The 26,516-nt window shown below is 63.1% G+C and carries 24 protein-coding genes; 18 read left to right on the top strand and 6 right to left on the bottom strand.

Going from position 1 to position 26,516, the window contains the following annotated elements; genetic code table 11:
- Window positions 1–10: 10 nt before the first annotated feature.
- From atpE to AC1DZ5_RS14200, 3 genes are all read right to left on the bottom strand, one after another.
- On the bottom strand, window positions 11–259 hold the full coding sequence (atpE, locus tag AC1DZ5_RS14210) for a F0F1 ATP synthase subunit C (RefSeq protein ID WP_105261674.1): 249 nt from the start codon (window positions 257–259) through the stop codon (window positions 11–13).
- Window positions 260–321: 62 nt separating this feature from the next.
- A complete protein-coding gene (gene atpB / locus AC1DZ5_RS14205; protein WP_477890104.1) occupies window positions 322–1,200 on the bottom strand; it encodes a F0F1 ATP synthase subunit A in 879 nt (292 codons plus the stop codon).
- Window positions 1,201–1,213: 13 nt separating this feature from the next.
- Entirely contained in the window at window positions 1,214–1,591 is a 378-nt protein-coding gene (locus tag AC1DZ5_RS14200; protein ID WP_477890102.1) for an ATP synthase subunit I, read from the bottom strand.
- A gap of 267 nt (window positions 1,592–1,858) precedes the next feature.
- On the opposite strand from AC1DZ5_RS14200, the gene AC1DZ5_RS14195 reads away from it, so the two are divergent.
- The 4 genes from AC1DZ5_RS14195 (at window position 1,859) to AC1DZ5_RS14180 (ending at window position 7,452) form a co-directional block, all read left to right on the top strand.
- Window positions 1,859–2,161 (top strand): YbeD family protein, encoded by a 303-nt coding sequence (locus tag AC1DZ5_RS14195; RefSeq protein ID WP_477890100.1) that lies wholly within the window; start codon window positions 1,859–1,861, stop codon window positions 2,159–2,161.
- 3 nt (window positions 2,162–2,164) lie between these two features.
- Complete coding sequence (lipB, locus tag AC1DZ5_RS14190) at window positions 2,165–2,869, top strand: lipoyl(octanoyl) transferase LipB (RefSeq protein WP_477890098.1); 705 nt, start codon at window positions 2,165–2,167, stop codon at window positions 2,867–2,869.
- 14 nt (window positions 2,870–2,883) lie between these two features.
- The gene (gene lipA / locus AC1DZ5_RS14185) at window positions 2,884–3,900 is read left to right on the top strand and encodes a lipoyl synthase (RefSeq protein ID WP_477890096.1); all 1,017 of its coding nucleotides are present in this window, start codon (window positions 2,884–2,886) and stop codon (window positions 3,898–3,900) included.
- A 75-nt stretch (window positions 3,901–3,975) separates the two neighbouring features.
- A complete protein-coding gene (locus AC1DZ5_RS14180; protein WP_477890094.1) occupies window positions 3,976–7,452 on the top strand; it encodes a DEAD/DEAH box helicase in 3,477 nt (1,158 codons plus the stop codon).
- Between the two features lie 32 nt (window positions 7,453–7,484).
- Here the strand turns inward: AC1DZ5_RS14180 and AC1DZ5_RS14175 are convergent, their stop codons facing one another.
- Together AC1DZ5_RS14175 and AC1DZ5_RS14170 are read right to left on the bottom strand one after the other, a co-directional pair.
- Window positions 7,485–8,348, bottom strand: a complete 864-nt coding sequence (locus AC1DZ5_RS14175) for a BRO-N domain-containing protein (RefSeq protein ID WP_477890092.1) — start codon at window positions 8,346–8,348, stop codon at window positions 7,485–7,487.
- A 61-nt stretch (window positions 8,349–8,409) separates the two neighbouring features.
- The gene (locus AC1DZ5_RS14170; RefSeq protein WP_477890090.1) at window positions 8,410–8,757 is read right to left on the bottom strand and encodes a hypothetical protein; all 348 of its coding nucleotides are present in this window, start codon (window positions 8,755–8,757) and stop codon (window positions 8,410–8,412) included.
- Window positions 8,758–8,997: 240 nt separating this feature from the next.
- On the opposite strand from AC1DZ5_RS14170, the gene AC1DZ5_RS14165 reads away from it, so the two are divergent.
- The gene (locus AC1DZ5_RS14165) at window positions 8,998–10,359 is read left to right on the top strand and encodes a HipA domain-containing protein (RefSeq protein ID WP_477890088.1); all 1,362 of its coding nucleotides are present in this window, start codon (window positions 8,998–9,000) and stop codon (window positions 10,357–10,359) included.
- A 233-nt stretch (window positions 10,360–10,592) separates the two neighbouring features.
- The gene (locus tag AC1DZ5_RS14160) at window positions 10,593–10,994 is read left to right on the top strand and encodes a nuclear transport factor 2 family protein (protein ID WP_477890086.1); all 402 of its coding nucleotides are present in this window, start codon (window positions 10,593–10,595) and stop codon (window positions 10,992–10,994) included.
- Between the two features lie 14 nt (window positions 10,995–11,008).
- Here the strand turns inward: AC1DZ5_RS14160 and AC1DZ5_RS14155 are convergent, their stop codons facing one another.
- On the bottom strand, window positions 11,009–11,488 hold the full coding sequence (locus AC1DZ5_RS14155) for a hypothetical protein (RefSeq protein WP_477890084.1): 480 nt from the start codon (window positions 11,486–11,488) through the stop codon (window positions 11,009–11,011).
- A 206-nt stretch (window positions 11,489–11,694) separates the two neighbouring features.
- Between AC1DZ5_RS14155 and AC1DZ5_RS14150 the strand changes: the two genes are divergently transcribed.
- The 12 genes from AC1DZ5_RS14150 to AC1DZ5_RS14095 all read left to right on the top strand — a co-directional run bounded on the left by AC1DZ5_RS14150 (window position 11,695) and on the right by AC1DZ5_RS14095 (window position 26,514).
- Window positions 11,695–12,954 (top strand): sarcosine oxidase subunit beta family protein, encoded by a 1,260-nt coding sequence (locus AC1DZ5_RS14150; RefSeq protein WP_477890082.1) that lies wholly within the window; start codon window positions 11,695–11,697, stop codon window positions 12,952–12,954.
- Window positions 12,955–12,968: 14 nt separating this feature from the next.
- Window positions 12,969–13,277 (top strand): sarcosine oxidase subunit delta, encoded by a 309-nt coding sequence (locus AC1DZ5_RS14145; RefSeq protein ID WP_477890080.1) that lies wholly within the window; start codon window positions 12,969–12,971, stop codon window positions 13,275–13,277.
- The gene (locus AC1DZ5_RS14140) at window positions 13,274–16,276 is read left to right on the top strand and encodes a sarcosine oxidase subunit alpha family protein (protein ID WP_477890078.1); all 3,003 of its coding nucleotides are present in this window, start codon (window positions 13,274–13,276) and stop codon (window positions 16,274–16,276) included. Before AC1DZ5_RS14145 ends, AC1DZ5_RS14140 begins: the two co-directional genes overlap by 4 nt.
- Window positions 16,269–16,910, top strand: a complete 642-nt coding sequence (locus AC1DZ5_RS14135) for a sarcosine oxidase subunit gamma (protein WP_477890076.1) — start codon at window positions 16,269–16,271, stop codon at window positions 16,908–16,910. The genes AC1DZ5_RS14140 and AC1DZ5_RS14135 overlap by 8 nt, the downstream gene beginning before the upstream one ends.
- A 15-nt stretch (window positions 16,911–16,925) precedes the next feature.
- The gene (gene glyA / locus AC1DZ5_RS14130) at window positions 16,926–18,194 is read left to right on the top strand and encodes a serine hydroxymethyltransferase (protein ID WP_477890074.1); all 1,269 of its coding nucleotides are present in this window, start codon (window positions 16,926–16,928) and stop codon (window positions 18,192–18,194) included.
- Between the two features lie 12 nt (window positions 18,195–18,206).
- Window positions 18,207–19,178, top strand: coding sequence for a dipeptidase (locus AC1DZ5_RS14125; protein ID WP_477890072.1), 972 nt, complete (start codon window positions 18,207–18,209; stop codon window positions 19,176–19,178).
- A gap of 78 nt (window positions 19,179–19,256) precedes the next feature.
- Window positions 19,257–20,129 (top strand): glycine betaine ABC transporter substrate-binding protein, encoded by an 873-nt coding sequence (locus AC1DZ5_RS14120; protein ID WP_477890070.1) that lies wholly within the window; start codon window positions 19,257–19,259, stop codon window positions 20,127–20,129.
- Window positions 20,130–20,153: 24 nt separating this feature from the next.
- Entirely contained in the window at window positions 20,154–20,687 is a 534-nt protein-coding gene (locus AC1DZ5_RS14115; RefSeq protein WP_477890068.1) for a DUF5943 domain-containing protein, read from the top strand.
- 23 nt (window positions 20,688–20,710) lie between these two features.
- Window positions 20,711–22,771 (top strand): oxidoreductase, encoded by a 2,061-nt coding sequence (locus tag AC1DZ5_RS14110; RefSeq protein WP_477890066.1) that lies wholly within the window; start codon window positions 20,711–20,713, stop codon window positions 22,769–22,771.
- 1 nt (window position 22,772) lies between these two features.
- Entirely contained in the window at window positions 22,773–24,665 is a 1,893-nt protein-coding gene (locus tag AC1DZ5_RS14105) for a (Fe-S)-binding protein (RefSeq protein ID WP_477890064.1), read from the top strand.
- Window positions 24,662–25,765, top strand: a complete 1,104-nt coding sequence (locus AC1DZ5_RS14100) for an electron transfer flavoprotein subunit alpha/FixB family protein (protein WP_477890062.1) — start codon at window positions 24,662–24,664, stop codon at window positions 25,763–25,765. The genes AC1DZ5_RS14105 and AC1DZ5_RS14100 overlap by 4 nt, the downstream gene beginning before the upstream one ends.
- The gene (locus AC1DZ5_RS14095; protein ID WP_477890060.1) at window positions 25,762–26,514 is read left to right on the top strand and encodes a hypothetical protein; all 753 of its coding nucleotides are present in this window, start codon (window positions 25,762–25,764) and stop codon (window positions 26,512–26,514) included. The genes AC1DZ5_RS14100 and AC1DZ5_RS14095 overlap by 4 nt, the downstream gene beginning before the upstream one ends.
- Window positions 26,515–26,516 lie beyond the last annotated feature (2 nt).

The raw sequence follows: 26,516 nt of genomic DNA, 5'->3' as shown, positions 1-26,516 counted from the left end.
GGGCCGTTGATTACTTCAGAACGAAGGGGTTGGCGAATGCGAACAGCAGAGCGATAGCAACACCGATCAGGAACGCAGCGTCAATCAGACCAGCCAAGATGAACATCTTGGTTTGCAGTTCGTTCATCAGCTCGGGTTGACGTGCAGAAGATTCCAGGAACTTGCCACCCATCAGCGCGATGCCGATGGAAGCGCCGATAGCGCCCAGACCAACGATGATGCCGCAAGCCAATGCCACGAGGCCGAGAATGTTTTCCATGAGAAGCTCCTAAAAGTTAGTGGAAAAAGAAAAACGAAAACAAGAAAACGAAAACAGTTACATCAATGTGCGTCGTGCGCTTGACCTGTGTAGATCAGCGTCAACATCATAAAGATGAAGGCTTGCAAGGTGATCACCAGAATGTGGAACAGGGTCCACACGGTTCCGGCGATGACGTGGCCGATGGCCAAGCCAACACCTGTTGCTGACAAGGCCCAGCCGCCACCCATCAGGGCAATCAGCATGAACACCAGCTCACCTGCAAACATGTTGCCAAACAACCGCATGCCGTGGGACACAGTCTTGGCAAGGTACTCAATCATCTGCATCAGGAAGTTGACCGGGTACAGCGCCCAGTGGTCACCAAACGGTGCAGCAATCAGTTCGTGCGCCCAGCCGCCCAGACCCTTGATCTTGATGTTGTAGAACACGCAGATCAGCAGAACCGAGCAAGACAGGCCCAGAGTAGTGGACAGGTCGGCGGTAGGAACCACGCGCATGTAATCCTTGAAACCCAGTGCGGGGCCAGCGCTGTGCCAGACCGAGGGAATCAGATCCACGGGCAGCATGTCCATGGCGTTCATCAGGAAAATCCAGACAAACACGGTCAGCGCCAGGGGACCAATGACCTTGCGGCTCTTGGCGTTGTGGATCACGCCCTTGGCTTGGTTATCCACCATTTCGGTCAGGATTTCGACGGCAGCCTGGAAACGTCCGGGGACACCGGAAGTGGCCTTGCGCGCCGCATTCCACAGCACGAAGCAGCCGATCGCGCCAAGCAAGAGCGAGAACACCAGCGAGTCAAAGTTGAACAGGCTGAAATCGACGATGCTGTTTTGCTCGACGTTTTCAAAATTGAAGTTTTTCTGCAAATGATGCAGATGGTGCTGGATGTACTCTCCAGCAGACGGGGCATGTGTTCCAGCGTGTTCAGCAGCCATATGTCACCAAATATCAATTCGAAACATTGAGATTCCGGCGCTTGGGATACAGCCACGCGGCCACCCAGTACACCTTCATCGTCAACACGAAACCAGCCACCAAGGCCAGCCAACTGAGTGATGAAACCACTTTGGGCGCCGCAAACAGCATTGCGATCGTCAAAATAACTTTCACCGACTCCCAAACCACAAATCCCAACATGACAGCACCCGGCTGCATGACGGCACGTTGGCGCTGCATGCCCCGAACCAGCAAGGCTGCGGGGAACACGACCGACAAGGCTCCATAGCCTGCGGACCAACCTACCGTGGAACCCCATCCCCAGCCGGCCACTGCAAGAATCAGCAAACCGACTACCGCTTGGCACACAATGACCCACCAAGGGGACATTGCGGGATGGGTGCTGCGCCACTGGGCGGCCTCTTCGGCCGTCAGGGGCTTGAACTCTGCGTCAAAGACTCCATCTGGATTCTCTGCGTCAGGGGACTGGGATACCAAAGGCGTGATTGTCGACATCGAGAATTACGCCCAGGTTACAGCCACTGTTCAATGCACAGCCCACGATTATACGTAGAAACCCGTCCCTGCCTAGAACTTCCCGTTTTCCGTTTCTTGCCCCCAGGCGACACAGGGACAACCCCCAGCGATAATTACCCCATGAGCACCCCCACCCCGCCCCCTGGCGCCGAAGGCAATCCCCGCGCCGAATCGCTGATCGAGTACCCCTCGCAATTCCCCATCAAGGTTATGGGCCACAAGGTGGACGGACTGGTACATGCCATCACAGTCATCGCCAAACAGTTCGACCCGGCGTTTGACGCGTCCACCATCGAGCTGCGCGAAAGCAAGGGCGGCAACTACCTGGGCGTGACCATCACTATCACAGCCACGAGCCGCGAACAGCTCGACGAGCTGTACCGCACGCTGTCGACCCACCCCATGGTCAAAGTGGTGCTCTGACCCGTGACCATCGACATCTCGCAGCTCGGGCGGCAGGACTACCTGCCCACCTACGCGGCGATGCAGGCATTTACCAATGAAAGAGCCGTCGGGCCCACGTCCACCGTGCGCGACCAGCTATGGATTTGTGAGCATTCACCGGTCTTCACGCAGGGCCTGGCGGGCAAGCCGGAGCACGTTTTTCTGCCGGGCGACATCCCGGTGGTGCAGACCAACCGCGGCGGCCAGGTGACCTACCATGGCCCCGGCCAGGTAGTTGGCTACCCGCTCATCGACCTCAAGCGCGCGGGCTACTTCGTCAAGGAGTACGTCTACCGCATCGAAGAAGCAGTCATCAAGACGCTGGCGCACTTCGGCGTGACCGGCCACCGCGTGGCGGGCGCGCCCGGCATTTATGTGCGGCTGGACGATCCCACGGGCCACGCCCCGTTGGCGCAGCGCCCCCAGAACGGAGCGGCTGGCAACGCCGACCCCGACTTCACCGGCCTGGGCAAGATTGCCGCCCTGGGCATCAAGGTCAGCCGCAACTGCACCTACCACGGCGTGGCGCTGAACGTGGCCATGGACCTGGAACCCTTCTCGCGTATCAACCCCTGCGGCTACGCCCGGCTGCAAACTGTGGACCTTTCTACAATCGGGGTCTCTGTTGGCTGGACTGATGCCGCCGACGTGTTGGGCCACAAGCTCGCAACCTACCTCGCGCCCTGACCGCGCGCCGCCCTATGAGCCATAGCGAAGACACCACTATCCAGACCCCCACCAACGCCACGGTGCGTGAGGTGCAATCGCTGGACGCCTACAAGGCCACCGACAAGCAAAAGGCCGCCGCCAAGCTGTCGCGCATTCCGGTCAAGGTGGTGCAGGGCGAAGTGCTCAAGAAACCCGACTGGATCCGCGTCAAGGCCGGCAGCCCCAGCACACGTTTTTATGAAATCAAGGACACGCTGCGCGCCAACAAGCTGGTGACGGTGTGCGAGGAAGCCAGCTGCCCCAATATCGGCGAATGTTTTGGCAAGGGCACGGCCACCTTCATGATCATGGGCGACAAGTGCACGCGCCGCTGCCCCTTCTGCGACGTGGGCCACGGCCGCCCCGACCCGCTGGACGTGAACGAGCCCGACAACCTGGCCAAGACGATTGCCCAGCTCAAGCTCAACTACGTGGTGATTACCAGCGTGGACCGCGACGACCTGCGCGATGGCGGAGCCGGCCACTTTGTGGACTGCATCCGCAAGACACGCGAGCTGTCGCCCAAGACGCAGATCGAGGTATTGGTGCCCGACTTCCGCGGCCGCGACGACCGCGCGTTGGAAATTCTCAAGGCGGCTCCGCCCGATGTGATGAACCACAACCTGGAAACCATTCCCCGCCTCTACAAGGAAGCGCGCCCGGGATCGGACTACCAGTTCAGCCTGAACCTGCTCAAGAAGTTCAAGGCCCTGTTCCCCGATGTGCCGACCAAGAGCGGCTTGATGGTCGGCCTGGGTGAGACCGACGAAGAGATTCTGGAAACCATGCGCGACATGCGCGCCCACAACATCGAGATGCTGACCATCGGCCAATACCTGGCGCCGTCCACCAGCCACCTGCCGGTGCGCCGCTATGTGCACCCAGACACCTTCAAGATGTTCGAGGCCGAGGCCTACAAGATGGGCTTCAAGCACGCCGCGGTGGGTGCCATGGTCCGCAGCTCGTACCACGCTGATGTGCAGGCCGGGCATGCGCTGGGCACCGCCTAAGTAGAACAAAACACTATCAATTCAGGAGCTGCTTGCGCAGATCCTATAAGTGCTAGAGCCCTTATTTGCTTATCAATGTCAAACCCCAGCGGCCTCTGGTTCACCCCTCGCTCTTTGGAGCAACAATCGGACAGCGGCGCCTGGTCGCGCGGGCTGGCGTTGTTTCGCAAACAACAGGTCCTGAGCCTGGACATTGATCCGGATGGGGACCATTGGGTGTTGCTGGGGGAAGTGCAAGGCAGCTTGCCCGAACCCTACGAAGTGTCTGCCGAGCTGGGCATCGCGGCGGATGGCAAGTTGTTGTTTTGGGAAAGTGACTGTGAATGCCCGGTAGGTACCGACTGCAAACATGGTGTCGCACTCATGCTAAAAGCCGCGCACCAGGGGCTACGCATTCTGGCGGAGTCCGGCAACACGCCCGGACAAGATGACCCCACACCACCCACGCCTGGAGACATAGAAGCACGCCGCCAAGCCGCCCTGGCCCGCGCCACCGATCTGGCTCGCATCGAAGCCGAAAGCCGGCTGCTGCAATGGCTCAGTGAGATGGATGTGGCCAGGGGCGCAGCCCCGCTTTTTGCCCATGCATTGCCGCGCGGCAGTGCGGATCGACCTGCCCGGCCTGACCAATATGTCTACCTGCTGCGCGTGATCAACGCCCAGAGTACCAAATCCGAGTTGCTGCTTGAGGTGGTGGTGTCCTACCCCAAGGCCACAGGCGGCTGGGCCCGGCCCAAAAAGGTGAACACAGCACCCTATGCCGGCCAAGCCCTCTATGACCGCGCCAGCCCGCAAGACCGCGAGCTGCTGGACCTGATTGCCGCCATGCCGGGGCGGGGGCAATTGCGCTACTACGGCCACAGCTTCAGCTCCGAGGCCTTGCTGCGGGGGCACATTGGCGTGCTGGCGTTGCAACTGGCGGCGCAGACAGGCCGCCTGTTCCAGACCAACCCGCGGGGTGATGTGGAAGCGCCCCTGCAATGGGGACCACCCCAAACCCTGCAATGGACATGGGCAGAAGTCCCCGCCCCCCACAGCAACGAACCCAACTGGGTTTTGCGCGCCCAACTGCCCGACCACCAGGCCACGCTATGCCTGAACCAGCCTCCGCTCTACCTGAATACCGACACAGGCCAATGCGGTACGGTCACGGCCGAAGGGATAGGTTCGGACCAGCTGAACGTGTTGCTCAAGGCCCCGCCGCTCAAGCCTGCCGCGCTGCAAAAGTTCCAACCCGAGCTGATGCAACGCCTGGGCCGTATCCCGCTGCCGCCAGTGCTGCAAAGTTTGGAATCCCTGCAAGACATTGTGCCGACGGCCTGCCTGCAGCTGCGCCCCAACCCGCCACAGGATGTACCTTACCGGGGACTGATCGAAGCGCAGCTGCGCTTTGACTACGCTGGGCACCGCGGCTGGTGGGCCGGTCAGGGCAACGCCGTGCGGGTGGAAGATGCCAGTGGGCAGTACTTGCTGCACCGCGACGCGGAAGCCGAGTTTGACGCCATCTCCCGGCTCATGGCCTTGGGGCTTATGGGGGCCGAAGGCGGCATGTTTGGCATTCCCGGCCACCTCCCACAGAACGACTGGCTGGAATGGTCGCAAACCGACTACGCCCCGCTGCGCGCGCTGGGCTTTGACGTTGCAGTGGACACCCGGTTGCAAGGCTGGGTCAGCCAGGCCGAAGCGCTACATGTGGATTTGCAGACGCAGGGCGCGGAGGAAGCCACGTCGCCCTGGTTTGATCTGTCGCTGGGCATGGAGATTGACGGCCAGCGCCACAACATATTGCCGTTTCTGCCCGAGCTGATCGCCGCAACCGGCTCTGGTGCGCCGGCCCCGGAAACGGGCCTACATACCTTGCCGCCCTTTGTGTTTTTGCGCAAACCCGATGGCAGTGGCTTTATTCGCCTGCCCACTGAGGCACTCAAACCCTGGATGGCCGCGCTACTGGAGCTGGTCGGCGAGCGCAAAAGCGACTTTGCCGCCGACAGCCTGCGCCTTTCGCGCCTGGACGCCATGCGCGCCACCGCCGCGCTGGGCGAAGGCGCGGTGTGGGACGGTGCCCAGCAACTGCGCGCCATGGTGCAACAGCTCTCTGGCCGCGCCGAGCTGCCCGTGGTAGCCATGCCCACCAGCGTGCAGGCCCAGTTGCGCCCCTACCAGCAGCAGGGGCTGAACTGGCTGCAGTTTTTGCGCAGCCACAGCCTGGGCGGCATTCTGGCGGACGACATGGGCCTGGGCAAAACCCTGCAAACCCTGGCCCACATCCAGGTAGAAAAAGACGCCGGGCGGCTGACCCAGCCCGCCCTGATCATTGCGCCCGTGAGCCTGATGGGCAACTGGCGCAACGAGGCCACGCGCTTTTGCCCAGAGCTGCGCACGCTGGTGCTGCACGGCAAAGACCGGCACGACGTAGCCCACACCATGGCTGAGCACGACCTGGTGATCGCGCCCTACTCGCTGCTGCAGCGCGACAAGGAGCGCTGGCTAGAGGCGCAGTGGCACCTCGTGGTGCTGGACGAAGCCCAGAACATCAAAAACGCCAGTACCCACGCTGCGCAGGTGGTGGGCCAGCTGCAAACCCGGCATCGCCTGTGCCTGTCTGGCACGCCCATGGAAAACCACCTGGGCGAAATCTGGAGCCTGTTCCACTTTGTAATGCCCGGTTTTCTGGGCAGCCAGCAGCGTTTCAAAGAGCTATTTCGCAACCCCATCGAGAAGCAGGGTGACCCCGAACGCCTGCACCAGCTGCGCGCGCGCATCACCCCCTTTATGCTGCGCCGCACCAAGGCGCTGGTGGCCACCGAGCTACCGCCCAAGGTGGAAACCATTACCCGCGTGGAGCTGACTGGCAAACAGGCCGACCTGTACGAGACCATTCGCCTGGGGATGGAAAAAACCGTACGCGAAGCACTCAAGACCAAAGGCCTGGCCCAATCGCAAATCACCATCCTGGACGCACTCTTGAAACTGCGCCAGGTATGCTGCGACCCGCACCTGCTCAAGCTGCCCGCCGCGCAAAAGGTCAAGACCTCGGCCAAGCTAGAGCAACTGATGGAGCTGCTGCCGGAGATGGTGCTTGAGGGGCGGCGCATTTTGCTGTTCTCGCAGTTCACCAGCATGTTGACCCTGATTGAGGCGGAACTCAAGAAAGCAGGACTGGCCTGGACGAAACTCACCGGCCAGACGCAGAACCGCGAGGCCGCCATTGAACGCTTTACCGGCGGCGAGGTGCCGATCTTCCTCATCAGCCTCAAGGCAGGCGGCGTGGGCCTGAACCTACCCCAGGCCGACACCGTCATCCACTACGACCCCTGGTGGAACCCCGCGGTAGAAAACCAAGCCACCGACCGGGCCCACCGCCTCGGCCAGCAACACACGGTGTTTGTCTACAAGCTAGTGGCCCAGGGCACGATAGAAGAACGCATCTTGGCCCTGCAAGAGCGCAAAGCCGCGCTGGCCGACAGCATGTACAGCGGCGCCGCCGGGCGCAAGCAACCACTGTTCACCGAAGGGGATCTGGCGGAGTTGTTGCGGCCGTTGTCGGAGTAGTCACTTGGGGTGGCTTTGACTTCGGCCCAACCCTAATCACCCTTCAGCTTTTTCGTCTTCTTAATCGCCAACTGCTTGAAGTTTTCCTTGGAGATCACCGGCTTACCAGTCTGTTTCTCAATATCTTTGCGCGTACGCCCGGCCACTGCGCCGCCATCTTTAGCGTCTTTCTTTAGCGGTGCCATACCGATGGAATCACGGTCACGGTGCAGCTTGGTGGTGGTCGCCTCCGCCAGCATGGTCAGGATCAACTCTATGTCGGTCATGTGGTCGCGCAAGTTCTCGCGCGCTAGCGCCTTCACTTGCTTGTACTCGTCCACCTTCAGAGCAAAGGTGCCGTGCATGATTTCGTTGGTCAGGATGGCGAATTCTTGGCTGTTGCTTACCCCACGCTGTTTCCATTCGTCGGTCAAGTCTTGGCGTACAGCAATACCGCGCAGGCGCTTGTCGATCCACTCCTTGGGGTAACCTTTCTTCTCGTAGAGCTCCTGCATGCGGCCCATGGCCAACTCGGGGTTTTCAATCTCGTCGAGGCGCTCTTTGCCCACCTTGGCCAGCCAGCGCTTGAAGGGCTCGGCCTTGGGGCTGGGGATAGACTGGATCAAGCGGAAGATGCCTTGTGTGTTCCAGCATTGGAGTTTTTGTCGCCCGCCCGCCGTCTCAAACGCCAGAGCAAGGAGGGGGTCAATTTGTCCCCCCCCTTGGCTGTCCAGACTCAAATCGGGGTCGCGCCTGCGCATCTTCTTCCAGTAATCCGACGGATTTGCGGCATCCGTCAGCGCGGCAATGATGTCTGTGATGACAAACCACCACTCATCGTTGTGCAGGGTGCGGCGGATCTCGCGGCTTTGAAAAAGCGCCACGCGCGCTTCGGGGTGGTCTTTCGGCTCACTCATTGCAAACACCCTATTTCGGAAAGGTCGACTTCGAACGCATTGCCAGTTCGCAGGTTCGCGGTCACTTAGAACCTCCGTCAACATACAAATTGCATGCAACGTGACTAACTCGAATGCTGTCCCCACAGGAATGCAAATGATTGGAATCGAAGGCCCATTTCAGTACGTGCGGCTTGGTCAGCCCCTGTTGATCTGATGGTTTCTCCTCATCCATGGTGTCACGAACCTTCTTCATGAGTCCCGAGCCATTTGCATCACGCATGTAGATCACCATCAGGCCCCGAAGCTCCCGGCCCGTCATGTATCCCAACAGTTGCCCCACTCCATCAATGTGGTACTTCGGACCATGATGAATCTTTGCTTCACCGAGGATTCGTCGCGAAATGCCCAACCGATACAGCATTTGCACTGTGGATGTTCTGCACTGTACAACAGCACTCGCGGGCGTCCGACGGTGTTGGCGAAACGCTGATTTCACAATTCGGCATGAAGAAAACATTGCTCAAAGTGCCAACAGCACAAAACATTCATGGCGCCGCGCCGCTGTTTTTTATCAGCCACAGCCAGACACTTTTTATAAATTAGTAAATAAATATCTATTTTGACAAAACTTGTTTACTGATAGACACTTACAAAAAAGTATCTATTAATGAATGCCCCTGCACTTGCCCTAGCGGAACACCTCCGCGCCTTGTTGGCGCAGGGTGGCACGTTCACGGCGCAGCAACTCCAGGCCGCCACAGGCAAGAGCCAGCCCAGCATTTCACTGGCGCTGAACAAGTTGGGCACGGAGGTCTGCAAACTGGGTGCAGCCCGCAGTACACGTTATGCGCTGGTGCAGACTATTTTGGGGCTGCCTGCCAAGCAAACCCTCACATGGACAACGCCTGACGGCCAATTGCAAACCTTTGGCAGCCTGGTTTTTTTGCAAAGCGGTCAGGTTTATGTGCGCGCCCACCAAGGTGCTGACTGGTTGAGTGCGCCTGGCCAATTGCCCTGGTTTCTGCAGCCCCTGCGCCCCCAGGGCTTTCTGGGCCGACAGCTCACGCGCCTGCGGCCCGACTTTCCCGGTGATCCCGACCACTGGCGCACCGAACAGGTGTTGTACATGGCCGCCAACCACGCGGGCGACCCGCCGGGGGCCCTGCATCTGGGGGAAACGAGGGGTCGCATCGTGGACGAGGCCCCAGGAGTTGCGTCCGACCAGGCCGCGCACTTTGACACGCTGGCGCGTGCGGTCACCCAAACCCTGCCCGCCGCCTCCAGCGCTGGCGGTGAGCAACCCAAATTCCTGACCGAGGTGGATACGCCAGACGGACAACACAAACATCTCATCGTCAAGTTCAGCCCGCCGCGTGGCACACCGTTTGGCGAACGCTGGCACGACCTATTGCATCTGGAACACCTGGCGCTGACCGTGCTGGCGGACAACGGTATCGCCGTAGCCCCCACCACCATCGTGGAATCCAGCGAACGCACTTACCTGATATCTGAACGCTTTGACCGTGTGGGCCTGGAGGGCAAGCGCCACGTAGTACCTGCCAGCGCTTTGCACGACGCCTTCGTCCCCGCGCCACGCCAGCACTGGGTTGCCACCTGCGAAGCACTGGCAGAACAAAAGCGGCTGACCCAAGCCCATGTGCAATCTGTGGCCAGCGCCTATCTGTTTGGTCAGTACATAGGCAACACCGACATGCATTTCGGCAACCTGTCCTTCTTTGTGGACGACCTGTTGCACCCCACTCTGGCGCCCACACCGGTCTACGACATGCTGCCCATGATGTGGCGCCCTGGCGTGCACAGCGGTGAGCTGGAAGCCAGGCCCTTGCAGCCCCAAGCCCAACCTGCTGGCCATGCAGCGCTGGCAGTCACAGTCCGCACTTGGGCAAACCACTATTGGGAACGGGCCGCCAGCCTGCCCGCTGTCAGCGCGGCACTGCGTACTGTCTGTGCTGACAATGCGGACCTACTCCAACAGAATCGCGCGCCGCAAGGACCACGCGCGGGCTAGGCGAGTGCGACAAATCGCTCCTATTTCAGGAGCTGCTTGCGCATATTCCATGGGGGCTAGCGCCGTATTTCATACATATTTCGGTTTGGCAAAGCCGCCTTCCACTGCGATGACAACAACTGCGACTGCGCCTCTGCTGTAGGCCAAGTCCTACCGGCAGACCCCGCCTAGGCCTATGGAAGGCGGTCCGGTTTGGGCGGACCATGTGCTTCTTATCCCGAAAGGAGCGCAACATGCCTACATCCAGCCAAACCCTCATCGACCTGGAAACCAAGTTCTGGCAGTCCATGGTGGACCAGGACACTGACACCGCCGTGGCACTGCTGAACGAACCCGCCCTGATGGTCAGCGCCCAGGGCGCCTTCAAGTTTGACCATGCGGGCTACCGCAAGATGGCCAGCAAGGCCACCATGACCGTCGCATCGTTCAAATTGAGCGATGTGGAGGTGGTCTTCCCCGATGACACTACCGCCATCGTGACCTACGGGGTAAAGCAGGAAATCGTCGCCCCCGGACTGGGCAAACCGCTGACCCAGGAAATGCACGACTCGTCCACCTGGATCCAGAAGGGCAAGCGTTGGCAGTGCGTCATGCACACCGAAACGCCGGCCGAGGCCACACACACCCGGCACTAACGGCGTAGCGCTATCTAGCGCGGCTTCGCAAAACCACTCTCCGCCCACGCCACGGCACTGCTGCGGCTGAGCTTGAACGAGGGCACCACGCGCACCTCGGCCAGCAGGTCGTCGCCCTCGCTGCGGGCACTCAGCAGGGCGGACGGGTTGTCTTCGTCCGGTGTGATGTCCAGGCACACTGTCACGCGGGCCGCGCCCACCGTCACTGCAATACTCTGATGCAGCGTGGCATGCAGCTGCTGTTCGCTGCGGCGCACAAATTCACTGGCAGTTTTGACCAACGTGCTGAAAGCATTGCCATCCAGTGGCTTGGGGTTCTTCTTGTCGCGGCCCATGGTCCAGGGGCCGACCAGCGCGGGTTCGGCCTGGCCATCCTTGGTCATGGCCACAGCCCAGCCGTCGTCGTCCTCGTTTTTGATGACCCGGGCGGTCCAGCCGTCACTGCTCCAGAGCCGAGGCTCCTGTACTTTGTTGTCGAATTCGTTCAAGTTCATGGCGCATGAGTATGCAGGCAGACACACCTGCATTTCCAGCGAAACACCCACGATGGTGCGCCGCAGCAACGCGCCATTTTGGACGCACGCACGACAAACGTGCAATGTCGGATTTGGACAAAACTTCGTCTTCCGGGCGCAAGGTCGTACACGCCTGAAGAAAAACAATAGCGCCAAGACAGTTTCCCTGGACCACCACAAACTTCATGCGCGGCCAACACTACTCCCTCTGGAGCCTGCTCAAGCACGGTTTCAAAAACCACACCACCTGGGAACCCGCATGGGAACGGGTGGCCCTGAAGCCGTCGTATGATGTGGTCATCGTGGGCGGCGGCGGGCACGGCCTGGCCACGGCCTACTACCTCGCCAAAAACCACCCCGGCATCGGCAAGATCGCCGTGCTGGAAAAAGGCTACCTGGGCGGCGGCAACACGGCGCGCAACACCACCATCGTGCGCTCGAACTACCTGTGGGACGAATCCGCAGCCATCTACGAGCACTCGCTGAAGCTGTGGGAAGGGCTGACCGAAGACCTGAACTTCAACGTCATGTTCAGCCAGCGCGGCGTGTTCAACCTGGGCCACACCTTGCAGGACATGCGCGACATCGAACGCCGCGTGAACGCCAACGCCCTGCAGGGCATTGATGCCCATGTGCTCAATGCCAAAGAAGTGCAGGAGAAAATCCCTCAGCTCGACTGCAGCGCCAGCCGCCGCTACCCCGTGCTGGGTGCCAGCTGGCAGCCCCGCGCCGGCGTGGCCCACCACGATGCCGTGGCCCGCGGCTTTGCCCGTGCCGCCAGCCGCCTGGGCGTGGACCTGATCGAAGGCTGCGAAGTCAGCGGCATGGACATCGAGGCCGGCCAGATCCGCGGCCTGCAAACCAACCTGGGTTATGTGAAAGCCGGCCGCGTGGGCTGCGTGGCCGCCGGCCACTCCTCGGTGCTGGCCAAGATGGCCGGGCTGCGCATGCCGCTGGAGAGCCACCCACTGCAAGCCTTTGTGTCCGAATCCATGCAGCGCGTGATTGACACCGTCATCATGTCCAACGCCGTGCACGGCTACCTGAGCCAGTCCGACAAGGGGGAGCTGGTGATCGGTGCTGGCATCGACAGCTACCTCGGTTATGGCCAGCGTGGCAGCCCGCACGTCATCGAGCACACGGCGGCGGCCATCATTGAAATGTTCCCGCAGTTCTCCCGTGTGCGCATGAACCGCCAGTGGGGCGGCATTGTGGATGTCACGCCCGACGCTTGCCCGATTATTTCCAAAACTGCGGTACAGGGCCTGTTCTTCAACTGCGGCTGGGGCACCGGTGGCTTCAAGGCCACACCCGGCTCCGGCCATGTGTTTGCCGACATGCTCGCGCAGGGCGAGGCCAATGCGCTCTCCAAGGCCTTCTCCGTAGACCGCTTCCACACCGGCCACCTCATTGACGAACACGGCGCTGCCGGTGTTGCCCACTAATCCTCAGGACCACCATGTTTCTAATGCATTGCCCCCACTGCGGCGAATTGCGGGACGAAGAAGAGTTCAGCTACGCCGGTGAAGCCTACATCCCCCSCCCCGCCCAACCCGAAGCGGTGGACGACGCCACCTGGGGTGACTACGTATTCTTCCGCAAAAACCCCAAAGGCTGGTTCTGGGAGCAGTGGCAACACACGGCCGCTTGCCGCAAGGTGCTGGCGGTGAAGCGCAACACCGCCACCTACGAAATTGCCGGCACCTGGACCCTGGCCGACGCCAAGCCCCTGTACCTGGCCGACCTGGACCGTGAGGTGAAAGCATGAGCGGCACCCGCGTCTCCCTGGCTGGCACGCGCATCGACACCGCGCAAACCATCCGCTTCAGTTTCAAGGGCCGCGACTACACGGGCCACCCCGGCGACACGCTGGCCTCCGCCCTGCTTGCCAACGGCGTGCGCCGCATGGCCCGCAGCTTCAAGTACGGTCGGCCCCGCGGCATCATCGGCGCCGGTGCCGAAGAGCCTAACGCCCTGGTGCAGCTAGGCACCGGCGCGCTCACCGTGCCCAACATCAAGGCCACCCAGGCCGAGCTGTACGACGGCCTGGTCGCCAACCCCACGTCGGGCTGGCCTTCGCTGGACTTTGACTTGAAATCCGTGCTGGGCCAGGGCTCACGTTTCATGCCCGCCGGCTTTTACAGCAAGACCTTCAAGTGGCCCCGCAAGCTTTGGCCACTGTATGAAACCGTGATCCGCAAGTTCGCCGGTTTTGGCAGCGCCCCTACCGAGGCCGATCCCGAGCGTTACGACCACCTGCACCACCACGTCGATGTGTTGGTCGTCGGTGGCGGCGCCTGCGGCCTGTTGGCAGCGTTGCAAGCCGGTCAGGCCGGACTCAAAACCCTGCTGCTGGATGAGCAAAACGAGCTGGGTGGCTGGTTGCTGTCCGACACCACGGCACAGATCGACGGGCGCAACAGCGAGGCGTATATCCGCGCGGTGCACACGGCGTTGCAAGACATGCCACACGTCACGGTGCTGACCCGCACCACCGCTTTCGGCATGTACGAGCAAAACCTGGTGCAAGCCGTGGAACTGGTGCAAGACCACCTGGCCCCCACGCAGCGCAATGCCGACATGCCCCGCCACCGGCTGCACAAGATCCGCGCCCACCATGTGGTGCTGGCCACAGGCGCCATCGAACGCCCGCTGGTGTTCGGCAACAACGACCTGCCCGGTGTGATGACGGTCTCCGCCGGCCACACCTTCTTGCAACGCTACGGCGTGCTGGTGGGCAAAGCCATCGTGCTGTGCGGCACCAGTGATCTGGTCCATGACGCAGCCGAATTGCTGGCCAGTGCGGGCGCCAACGTCACGGTGGCCGATGTACGCCACGGCGCCAAGGCCCGCAGCAACCGCTACACCGTGATGGCCGGCTACGGCATCGCCGAGGCCCATGGGCGCGGCGAGGTTAGCAGCGTGCGCTTGCTGCCTCTGCATGCCGAGCGCGACGAAGCCGCCGGTCCAGGCACCACGCTGGCCTGCGACGCTGTGCTCAGCTCGGGCGGTCTTTCTCCCACAGTGCACCTGTTCTGCCACGATGGTGGACGCCCGGTGTGGGACGAATCTGTGGCCGCCTTCGTGGTGCCGCGCACGGGCCGCAAGGGCGTGGCCTGTGTGGGCGCCGTGACCGGCACGTTTGAGCTGGCGGATGCCCTGGCCCAAACCACCCGCGCCATGCAAGACGTGGTGTCTGTGTTGGGCAAGCCCACCACATTGGTCGTACCCACATGCGCCAGCCCCCTGCGCTTGGCGGCCCGCCCCATGTTTCGCCTGCCTGATGGCAAGGCGGAAGGCGCGGGGGCCAAGGCCTTTGTGGACTACCAGAATGACGTCAGCTCGGCCGACATTGAACTGGCCGTGCGCGAGAACTACCACTCCATTGAGCACGTCAAGCGCTACACCGCGCTGGGCTTCGGTACCGACCAGGGCAAGCTCTCCAACGTCAACGGCTTTGTCATCACGGCCCGCGCGCTCAAGCGCCCCGTGTCCGAGGTCGGCACCACCACCTACCGCCCCGCCTACACCCCTGTGAGCCTGGGCGCCTTGGCCGGCACCATGCGCGAAGAGTGTTTTGACCCCAGCCGCTACACCGCCATCCATGCATCGCACGTGGCGCGCCAGGCGGCCCTGGAGCCCGTAGGCCAATGGCTGCGCCCCTGGTACTTCCCCAAGCCCGGTGAAGACATGCATGCGGCCGTCAACCGCGAATGCCTGGCTGCCCGTAACGGCGTAGCGGTGATGGACGCCTCCACCCTGGGCAAGATCCAGATCGATGGCCCGGACGCCCGCGAATTTCTGAACCGCATCTACTCCAATGCCTGGAGCCAACTGGCCGTGGGCAAGTGCCGCTACGGCCTGATGCTGGATGAAAACGGCATGGTGATGGATGACGGCGTGACCGCCTGCATCGAGCCCGACCAGTTCTACATGACCACCACCACCGGCGGTGCCGCCCGTGTGCTGAACTGGCTGGAACGCTGGCACCAGACCGAATGGCCGGAGCTCAAGGTTTGGATGACCTCGGTCACCGACCACTGGTCCACCGTGGCCCTGGTCGGCCCCAAGGCCCGCGCCGTGCTGGCCAAGCTGTGCCCGGACATCGACCTGTCGCCCGAGAACTTCAAGTTCATGGACTGGCGTGCTGGCACGGTCTGTGGTCTGCCCACCCGCGTGTTCCGCATCAGCTTCTCGGGCGAGTTGTCGTATGAGCTGAACGTCGAATCCGGCTACGGCCAGGCCCTGTGGGAGGCCGTGATGGCCGCCGGCGCCGAGTTCGACATCACCCCCTACGGCACCGAGACCATGCACGTGTTGCGGGCCGAGAAGGGTTTCATCATCGTGGGCCAGGACACTGACGGCTCCATGAGTCCGCTGGATCTGGACATGGCCTGGGCCGTGGGCATGAAAAAGCCCTTCAGCTTCCTGGGCAAGCGTTCACTGGCGCGCAGCGACACCGCCCGCACCGGGCGCAAGCAACTGGTCGGCCTGCTGCCGCAAGACCCCCACGCTGTACTCATCGAGGGCGCACAAATCATGGAAAGCGCCATGGCCCACCCCCATGGCCATAACCAGATGCTGGGCCACGTGACCTCCAGCTACTACAGCGCCTTTCTCGGCCGCACCATCGCCATGGCGGTGGTGGCCGGTGGGCTGGAACGCAAAGACCAGACCCTGCACGTGCATGCCCACGGCAAGGTCACGCCGGTCAAGGTGTCAGGCAGCGTGTTTGTGGATGTGAAAGGTGATCGCCAAAATGTCTAAGCCCACCCTGCAATCCCCCCTGCATGCCTTCGGGCTTGATGCGCAGGCCGTTCCGCCTTCGGCCCTGAACCGCGTGGTCTTCAGTGAGCTGCCCCACCTGGGCTACATCGTGCTACGCGGCAAGGCCGATGACAGTGCCTTCATGCAGGGCGTGGCCTCCGTACTCGGCCACAGCCTCCCGGTGCAACCGCGCCAGGTGCTGCACGCCGCCGAGGGGGCAGTGCTATGGCTCTCGCCCGACGAATGGCTGCTGGTCTGCCCTCGCAGCCAGCGCGATACCATGCTGGCCGCACTGACGGCGGCCCTGAAAGGCCTGTTCGCCCAGGTAGTAGATAACAGCGGAGGCTTCACCACCCTGCGCATAGCAGGTCCCGAACACCTGGCCCTCTTGCGCCAGCTCGGCCCCTACGACTTTGAAAGCCAGGCTGTCGGCACGGTGGCCAGCACGGTGATGTCCAAAACCTCCGTCACCGTGGTTCGCACCGATGCCACCGGCGTGCTGCTGGTGTTCCGCCGCAGCTTTGCGGACTACCTGTGGCGCCTGATCGAGCGCACGGCCAAGCCCTACCACCCCTGCATCGCCGCACCGGCCGTGGTGGCCGACCCGGTGTTCACCCCCCTGCTTACCGCATAAGAACGAGACACACCCATGAACCACTTTTTCTCCACCGGAGTCGCTGAGGCAGACCCTGCCGTCTCCGCCGCCATGGACCACGAACTGCAACGCCAGCGTGACCAGATCGAACTTATCGCCTCCGAGAACATCGTGTCTCAAGCCGTGCTGGAAGCCCAAGGCTCGGTGCTCACCAACAAATACGCCGAGGGCTACCCCGGCAAGCGCTACTACGGCGGCTGCGAGCATGTCGACGTGGTGGAGACCCTTGCCATTGAACGCCTGTGCAAACTGTTTGGCTCTGAATTTGCGAACGTGCAGCCGCACTCTGGTGCACAGGCCAACACCGCCGTCATGCTGGCGCTGGTGCAGCCCGGCGACACTGTGCTGGGCATGGCCCTGTCTGCCGGCGGCCACCTGACCCACGGCGCCAAACCGGCCCTCTCCGGCAAATGGTTCAAGGCCGTGCAGTACGGCGTGCGCCGCGAAGACTCGCTGATCGACTACGACGAAGTCGAAGCCCTGGCCGTCGAACACAGGCCCAAGCTCATCATCGCTGGCTTCTCGGCCTACCCCCGCACCATTGATTGGGCGCGCTTCCGCACGATTGCGGACAAGGTGGGCGCGTTGCTCATGGTGGACATGGCCCACGTGGCCGGCCTGGTCGCCACCGGCGTCTACCCCAGCCCGGTGCCGCATGCCCACGTCACCACCTCCACCACCCACAAGACCCTGCGCGGCCCGCGCGGTGGCGTGATCCTGACCAACGACGCCGAGATCGCCAAGAAGATCAACTCCGCCGTGTTTCCCGGTGCCCAGGGTGGTCCGCTGATGCACGTGATTGCCGCCAAGGCAGTAGCGTTTGGCGAAGCCTTGCAACCCAGCTTCAAGACCTATACACAACAAGTCGTGGCCAACGCCAAGGCCTTGGGTGCCGTGCTCAAGGCCGGTGGCCTGGACCTGGTCACCGGTGGCACCGACAACCACCTGCTGCTGGTTGACCTGCGCCCCCTGGGTCTGAAGGGCAACACCACCGAAGTGGCGCTGGAGCGCGCTGGCATTACCTGCAACAAGAATGGCATTCCGTTTGACGACGAAAAGCCCACCATCACCTCCGGCATCCGCGTGGGTACCGCTGCGGGCACCACCCGCGGTTTTGGTGTGGCCGAGTTCGAAGAAGTGGGCCGCCTGATGCTGGAAGTCTTCAACAGCCTGAAGACCAAACCGGAAGGTGATGCCACCCTGGAGGCCTCGGTCTATGCCCGCGTCAAAGCCCTAACTGCCCGCTTTCCTCTGTACGCATAAAGGACACGCACCATGAGCAATCTGCACCAGGACTCCATCGTCATCGACGGCCTCATCATCGCCAAGTTGGACCGCAGTGTCTTTGAGGACATGAAAAAAGGCGGCTTGGCAGCCGCCAACTGCACGGTCTCCGTGTGGGAGGACTTCCCAAAGACGGTGGACAACATCGCCCAGCTCAAACAGTTGATCCGCGACAACAGCGACCTCGTGACCCTGGCGCGCAACACAGCGGACATCGTCCAAGCGAAGGCCGATGGCAAGACCGGCATCGTGCTCGGCTTCCAGAACGCCCATGCCTTTGAGGACAACCTCGGCTACATCGAGGCCTTCCACGACATGGGTGTGCGCGTGGTCCAGCTCTGCTACAACACGCAGAACCTCGTGGGCACCGGCTGCTATGAGCGAGATGGCGGGCTTTCCGGCTTCGGCCGCGAGGTCATCGCAGAAATGAACCGCGTGGGCATCATGGTCGACCTGTCGCACGTGGGCAGCAAGACCTCGGAAGAGGCGATCCTGGCCTCCACCAAGCCCGTGGCTTACACCCACTGCCTGCCCCTGGGCCTGAAGGACCACCCGCGCAACAAGAGCGACGCAGAGCTGAAGTTCATCGCCGACCACGGCGGCTTCATCGGCGTGACCATGTTTTCGCCCTTTCTCAAGCGCGGCAATGAGTCGACCGTGCACGACTACGTCGAGGCGATCGACTACGTCATCAACATCGTGGGCGAAGACTGTGTGGGCCTGGGCTCTGACTTCACCCAGGGCCACGGCCACGAGTTCTTCGACATGCTGACGCATGACAAAGGCCGCTGGCGCCGCCTGACCAACTTCGGTGAGGTGATCAATCCCGAAGGCATTCGCACCATTGGCGACTTCCCCAACCTCACGGCCACGATGCAGCAATCCGGCTGGTCCGACACCCGAATCACCAAGGTACTGGGTGCCAACTGGATGAAGTTCTTCGACCAGGTCTGGGGCGCCTGAGCCCGGCAACCATCCCGACAACCCCATCTCCCGTTCCGCTTCCGTTCTTCCCCCCCACCCCACCAGGAGTTAGCTGCTATGACCGTTTCGTTCTCCCCGCGTAAGCGTCGTGAATTTCTCACCCAAACGCTGGGGCTCTCCGCCTTGGCCATGTCCGGCGGCGCTGCACTTGCGCAGGCCAAGCCCACTTTGAAAATTGGCTTTGTCGACGGCTGGTCTGACAGCGTCGCCACCACCAACCTGGCCGCGGCCATCATGCGCAGCAAGCTGGGTATGAATGTGGAGTTGGTTCCCCTGGCCGCCGGCATCATGTGGCAAGGCGTGGCCCGCGGCGACATCGACATGACGCTCTCCGCCTGGCTGCCCGTCACCCACGAGGCCTACCTGGCCAACTTCAAGGACAAGGTACAGATCGTCGGTGCCAACTACCCCGGCGCCAAGATCGGCCTCATCGTTCCCGACTACGTCAAGGCCACCAGCCTGGCGGACCTGAACGCCCACCGTGCGGACTTTGACAACCGCATCGTTGGCATCGACGCCGGTGCCGGCGTGATGAAGAAAACCGAGGAAGCCATCAAGGCCTACGGCCTGGAGATGCGCCTGCAACCCAGCTCCGGCCCTGCCATGGCCGCCGAGCTGGACCGCGCCTACCGCGCCAACAAGTCGATTGCCGTGACGGGCTGGATCCCGCACTGGATGTTCGCCAAGTACAAGCTGCGCTTCCTGGCCGACCCCAAGACCATCTACGGCGCCGAAGAGCATGTGGACAGCGTCATCAACCCCGGCCTGAACACCAAGGCGCCTGCGGTGGTGGCCTTCCTGAAGAAATTCTCCTGGAAGCCAGAAGAAATCGGCGCTGTGATGCTGGCCGTCGAAGGCGGCGCCAAGCCGGCCGAAGCCGCTGAAAAGTGGATGAACGACAACGCGGCCCGCGTCTCCAGCTGGCTGTAAGACTGACGCGATTGAGGTAAGACCATGCACCCCCAACTCCCCATTGACGTTCACGCAGACACCGGCGTCTGGACCACCGACGGTTTGCCGATGATTTATGTGCCCCGGCACTTTTTCGTCAACAACCATGTGGAAACCGAAGCCGTGGTGGGTCGGGAGGTGTATGCCCCAGCGCTCTACAAGGCTGGCTACCGCTCGGCCTACTTCTGGTGCCAGAAGGAAGCCGCCACCCATGGCCTCTCGAGCATGGCGGTGTATGAGCACTACCTCAAACGCCTGTCCCAGCGCGGCTGGGGCTTGTTCTCCTTCACATCGGCAGACGCCACCACAGGCCACGCCACGGTCAAGCTGGAACACTCGGTGTTTGTGCTGGCCCAGGGCATTGCCGGTGTGCCGGTGAACCACAGCAAGGTCTGCTACCTGTTTGCCGGCTGGTTCTCCGGTGCCATGGACTGGGTGCTGGAAACCAGCGGCTCCGCCATCCGCACCACCAGCGAAGAAACCCTATGCGCCGCCGAAGGCCACGCGCACTGCATCTTCACCGTTCGCCCTCTCTAACCCCACCTCGCCCGACACCCGCCATGCGTTACCCGCACTTGTTTGAGCCCATCCGTCTGAACCAGGTTCTGGTGCGCAACCGCATCGTCAGCACCGCGCATGCCGAGGTGTATGCCGAAGGCGGCCATGCGTCGGAGCGCTACATCCGCTACTACGAAGAAAAAGCCAAGGGCGGCGTCGGCCTGGCCATCTGCGGTGGCTCCAGCCCGGTGTCGCGCGACAGCCCCTGGTCGTGGTGGAGTTCCATCAACCTGGCCAACAGTTCGGTGGTGGACTCCCTGGCCAAGCTGGCCGAGACCATGCACAAGCATGGCGCCAAGATCATGATCCAGGCCACCCACATGGGCCGGCGCAACGCCTGGCACGGCTTCGACTGGCCACACCTGGTCAGCCCCTCCGGCATCCGTGAGCCGGTGCACCGTGGCAATGCCAAGACTATCGAGATCGAAGAGATCCGCCGCATCGTGGCCGACTACGGCCGGGCCGCCAAACGCGTGAAAGACGCCGGCCTGGACGGCATTGAAATCTCGGCTGCGCACCAGCAGCTGATCGACCAGTTCTGGAGTCCCCGCGTCAACCACCGCACCGACGAATACGGTGGCAGCCTGGAAAACCGCATGCGCTTCGGCATGGAGGTGCTGCAGTCCATCCGCGAGCAGGTGGGGGCCGACTTCTGCGTGGGCATGCGCATGTGCGGCGACGAATTCCATGAAGACGGCATCAACCACGACATGGCCAAGGACATTGCCCAGGGCATGAGCGAGTCCGGTCTGATCGACTTCCTCAGCGTGGTCGGCTCCGGTGCCGACACCCACAACACCCTGGCCAACTGCATGCCCCCCATGGCACTGCCACCCGAGCCCTTTGTGCACCTGGCCGCCGGCATCAAGTCCGTGTCCAAGGTGCCGGTCATGCATGCGCAGAGCATCCGCGACGCCTCGCAGGCCGAGCGCATCCTGGCCACTGGCATGGTGGACATGGTGGGCATGACCCGCGCGCAAATTGCCGACCCGCACATGGTCATCAAGATCCGCGACGGTAAAGAAGACCAGATCAAGCAATGCGTAGGTGCCAACTACTGCATCGACCGCCAGTACAACGGCCTGGACGTGCTGTGCGTGCAAAACGCCGCCACCAGCCGGGAGCAGACCATGCCCCACGTGATCGAAAAAACCGCCGGCCCACGCCGCAAGGTGGTGGTGGTGGGCGCTGGCCCGGCCGGGTTGGAAGCGGCCCGCGTGGCTCGCGAACGTGGCCACGACGTGGTGCTGTTTGAGAAAAACACGCTGGTCGGCGGGCAGGTCAACCTGGCTGCCAAGCCACCCAAGCGCGAACAGATGGCCGGCATCATCCGCTGGTTTGACATGGAAACCGTGCGCCTGGGCGTGGACCGCCGCCTGGGTGTGGCCGCGACCATGGAGATGATCCAGGCCGAGGCTCCCGACATCGTGGTGCTGGCCACCGGCGGCGTGCCCCACACAGGCCAGACCCCGGCCTGGGGCGCCGCCGAGGGCCTGTGCGTGAGCGGCTGGGACATCCTGAGCGGCGCCGTGCAACCCGGCGAGAACGTGCTGGTGTACGACAGCATCAGCACCCACGCCGGCACCGGCGTGGCCGACTTCATCGCCGCACGTGGCAAGCAGGTAGAGATCGTCACCCCCGATGTGAAAGTGGCCGATGACACCGGCGGCACCACCTTCCCCATCTTCTACCGCCAGCTCTATGCCAACGGCGTCATCCAGACGCCCAACCACTGGCTGGAAAAGGTCTACCGCGAAGGCGACAAGCTGATCGCGGTGCTGAAGAACGAATACACCGAAGTGCTGGAAGAGCGCGCCGTGGACCAGGTGGTGGTGGAAAACGGCATCTTGCCGAACGACGGCCTCTACTGGCAGCTCAAACCCCTGTCCCTTAACAAGGGGCAGACCGACCTGGACGCGCTGTTCGACGCCCTGCCCCAACCGGCACTGAGCCAAACCACCGGCAACGGCCAGTTTTTGCTCTACCGCGTAGGCGACTGCATTTCCATGCACAACATCCACGCCGCCATTTACGACGCGCTGCGTCTGTGCAAGGACTTCTGAGATGCTGCCCCAGCTCGTCAGCACGGTTTTCTGGCTTGCAGTCCTGGCGCTGGGCTGGGGCCTGGCCCGCCGCGCACTTATATGGAAAAAAGGCCGCCAGCCCTCGGTAGATATGCGCGGGCTGCTACAAATTCCGAAGCGTTACTTTGTCGACCTGCATGACGTCGTGGCGCGTGAACCCTTCGTTGCCCGGGCTCACGTGGGTGTGGCCGGCGGTGCCATCCTGGCGCTGGCGCTCATCGCCGTGAACTACGGCCTGGGCCTGTACCTGCGGGTGCTCGATGGCGCGCTGCTCTTCGCCGGCGTGCTGATGGTGGCGGGCGCCAGCGCCATGGCTTGGCGCCGTCGCGCGGCACCGGCCCGCCTCTCGCGCGGCCCCTGGAGCCGCCTGCCCTTCAGCCTGCTGCTGTTTGCTCTGGCCGTCAGCCTCACATCGGCAGTGGCTCTCACCGGCACCGCGCTCGCCCCGTGGCTGGCGGGCCTCATCAGCCTGGCCTTTGCCGCAGGCGCTGCCGAGCTGGCACTGGGCATAGGCCTGGGCGGCCCCATGAAACACGCGGTGGCTGGCCTGCTGCATCTGGGCTTGCACCCAAGGCCAGAACGCTTTGGCACACCGGCTGAAAAGCGCTTTGCCACCGCTCTGCGCCCGCTCACCCTGACGGCCGATGACATGGGCGTGGGCAAGCCCGCCGACTTTGCCTGGAACAAGCTGCTGTCATTTGATGCCTGCGTGCAGTGCGGCAAGTGCGAGGCCGCCTGCCCTGCCTTCGCCGCAGGCCAGCCCCTCAACCCCAAGAAGCTGATCCAGGACCTGGTGGTGGGCATGAGTGGCACGTCTGATGCAGCCTATGCCGGCAGCCCCTACCCCGGTCAACCCGTCGGTCAACACAGCGGTGCACCCCAGCTGCCCATCGTGGGCGGCCTGATCAACAGCGACACCCTGTGGTCCTGCACCACCTGCCGCGCCTGTGTGCAGGAATGCCCCATGCTGATCGAGCATGTGGACAGCATCGTCGACATGCGCCGCCACCTGACCCTGGTGGGCGGCGTAGTACCCAACAAGGGCAACGAAGCGCTGGACAACCTGCGCGATACCGACACCGTGGGCGGCTTCCCGCTGAGCGCACGCCACCACTGGGCGGCGGATCTCAACGTGCCGGTGCTGGCGGCCGGCGACTCTACCGACTGGCTGGTGCTGGTGGGCGAAGGCGGTTTTGACATGCGCTACCAGCGCACGCTGCGCGCCTTCATCAAGACACTGCAAAAGGCCAATCTGAAGATTGCCCTGCTGGGCGCCGCAGAAACCGACGGGGGCGACCTGGCCCGCCGCCTGGGCGATGAGGCAGGCTTCCAACGCCTGGCCCGGCAGCTCATGGCTACCCTGCAGGCACGCAACTTCAAAGGCATCGTCACTGCAGACCCGCACCTCTTTCACTTGCTCAAGAACGAATACCCCTCGCTGGGCGGTCACTTCACGGTGTTGCACCACACCCAGCTGTTGGCCGATCTGATGGCCAAGGGCAGCCTGAAAGCCACCCGCAGTGCCGGCGTGGACAGCCTGACCTACCACGACCCCTGCTACCTGGGCCGCTATGGCCAAGAGGTGGACGCTCCCCGCGCCGTGCTCAAGGGCATCGGCATCAAGGTCGTGGAAATGGAACGCCATGGGGTACGCGGCCGCTGCTGCGGCGGCGGCGGTGGCGCGCCGTTCACCGACATTCCGGGCAGTACCCGCATTCCCGACATCCGCATGGCAGACGCCAAAGCCACGGGCGCTGCCGTGGTGGCCGTGGCCTGCCCGCAATGCACCGCCATGCTCGAAGGCGTGGTGGGCCCACGCCCCGAGGTGCGCGACATTGCCGAACTCGTGGCCCACGCTGTGGAGGCTGTATGAACACGCCCGCTGCGGTACGCCGCGTCGACCCACGCCGCCCCGCCATCCTCACGCCCCAGGGGCTGCGCCGCATTGTGTTGGGCAGTACCGAAGGCGAGCGCGGTGCCGCGCGCTTGCAAGCGGCGCACGACGCCCACAAAGCCGTGCGCAGCCAGGGCCCATTCAGACACGCCCATGTGGTGGTCACCCACACCGAACGCGGCGCCCTAGGCGATGGCGCGCGCCAAGCACTGGCAGCGGCCGCCATCCTGGCCGATGCCGCCACCGAGGTGGTGCTGTTGGCCCTGGGCCCCTGCAAAGACGATGCCGCTGCGTTGGGTGCTGACCGCGTGCTGTGCGCGACGGACTTTGACGCCAGCCACTACCAGCCAGAGGCCGCGGTCACCTGGCTGCAGACGCTGCAGACGCAGATGAGCGTGCAGCACTGGTTCTTTGCCGACCACTCCGCCGATGGAGAACTGGGCCGGCGCTTCGCCGCTGCCAGTGGTTTGCCGGCTAGCTGTGGTGTGGCAGAGATCAACGCACGCGAGACACGCGCGCCGGCAAGCCCCACCCATGACCGCGTGCAGCCCCACACGGTCGTCTTGCTGCTGGGAAAGGGAACCGCCTCAACCCATCTACCGTTTGTAGGCTTGGGCCTGGCTGCGCAGGCCCCGGCATGGGTGAACGCGCCCCGCGCCCAAGTCGAAGACCTGGGCGTGCAAGTCGGCGACCCCCAGTCCCTGGCGCTGGAAGAAGCGGACTTCATCGCCGCGGCCGGCAATGGCGTGCAGAACGTGCCCCTGTTCCACGAGCTGGCCCGTAGCCTGGGGGCCGCGGTAGGCGCATCGCGCGTGGCGGTGGACGATGGCCGCTTCACCCGCGCACAGCAGGTGGGGGCCACCGGCAAAACAGTGAGCGCATCGACCTACCTCGCGCTGGGCATTTCGGGCGCGGTACAACACTTGCAAGGCATCAAGGATTGCCGCCATGTGATTGCCGTAAACACCGACGCCTCCGCCCCCATGACCAAACGCGCCGACCTCACCCTGGTCGAAGACAGCGCCGCGCTGATGCAGGCCCTGCTGCAATTGGTACGTCAAGGCAAGGAGAAAGCATGAGCCGCGTGACCGTGTTGGTAGCCGCGAGACAGCACCCCGTGAGTGGCCAGCCCACCCGCAGCCCGGCCGACGCCAAAGCTGTTGCCGTGGCACTGGCCATCCCAGGCAGCGATGTGCAGCTGCTGAGCGCCGGCGCTCTGGGTGACGCTGTGGCCCGCGACTACCTGGCCCAAGGTGCACGCTCCATCGAAGTGATAGCCACCGACGCTGACGTGTGTGCGGCGCTGCTGTCCCCGCTGAAGGAAGTGCCGTGGGTGTTGACCGGGACCCGCAGCGCAGAAGAGGCGGGGGGCAACCTGCTGCCGTTCCAACTGGGTGCGGCCCTGAACCGCCCGGTGCTCACCCAGGTGGTGGCGATTGAAGACCATGGCACGCACTGGATCGTGACCCAGGCCCTGCCCAAGGGCGCACGCCGCCGCCTAAAGGTCACCGCCCCTGCGGTACTGGCCATCAGCGAGGCAGCACCGGCCACGGTACGCTACGCCCTGGCAGACAAAACAGCGGGGCGCATTTTCCGGACCACTGCACCCGCGACGGCACAGGCCCCCGCCATTGCCAATACGCTGGTACCCCGCAGCAAACGCCGCGCCGTGTTGCAAGCCAAGGTGGCCCAAAGCGGCCATGCCCGCATGCTGGGCGCGATCGACTCGCCGTCTGGCGGCGGCACCGTGGTTAGCACCGGCACCCCCGAACTCAAGGCGCAGGTTCTGCTGGACTACCTGCGCCGCCATGCACTCGTCAATTTCTAGGA

The organism is Rhodoferax sp. P1_F3, from assembly GCF_056405715.1.
Note: the sequence above shows the minus strand (reverse complement) of the source record. Positions and strands in the feature narration are given on the sequence as shown.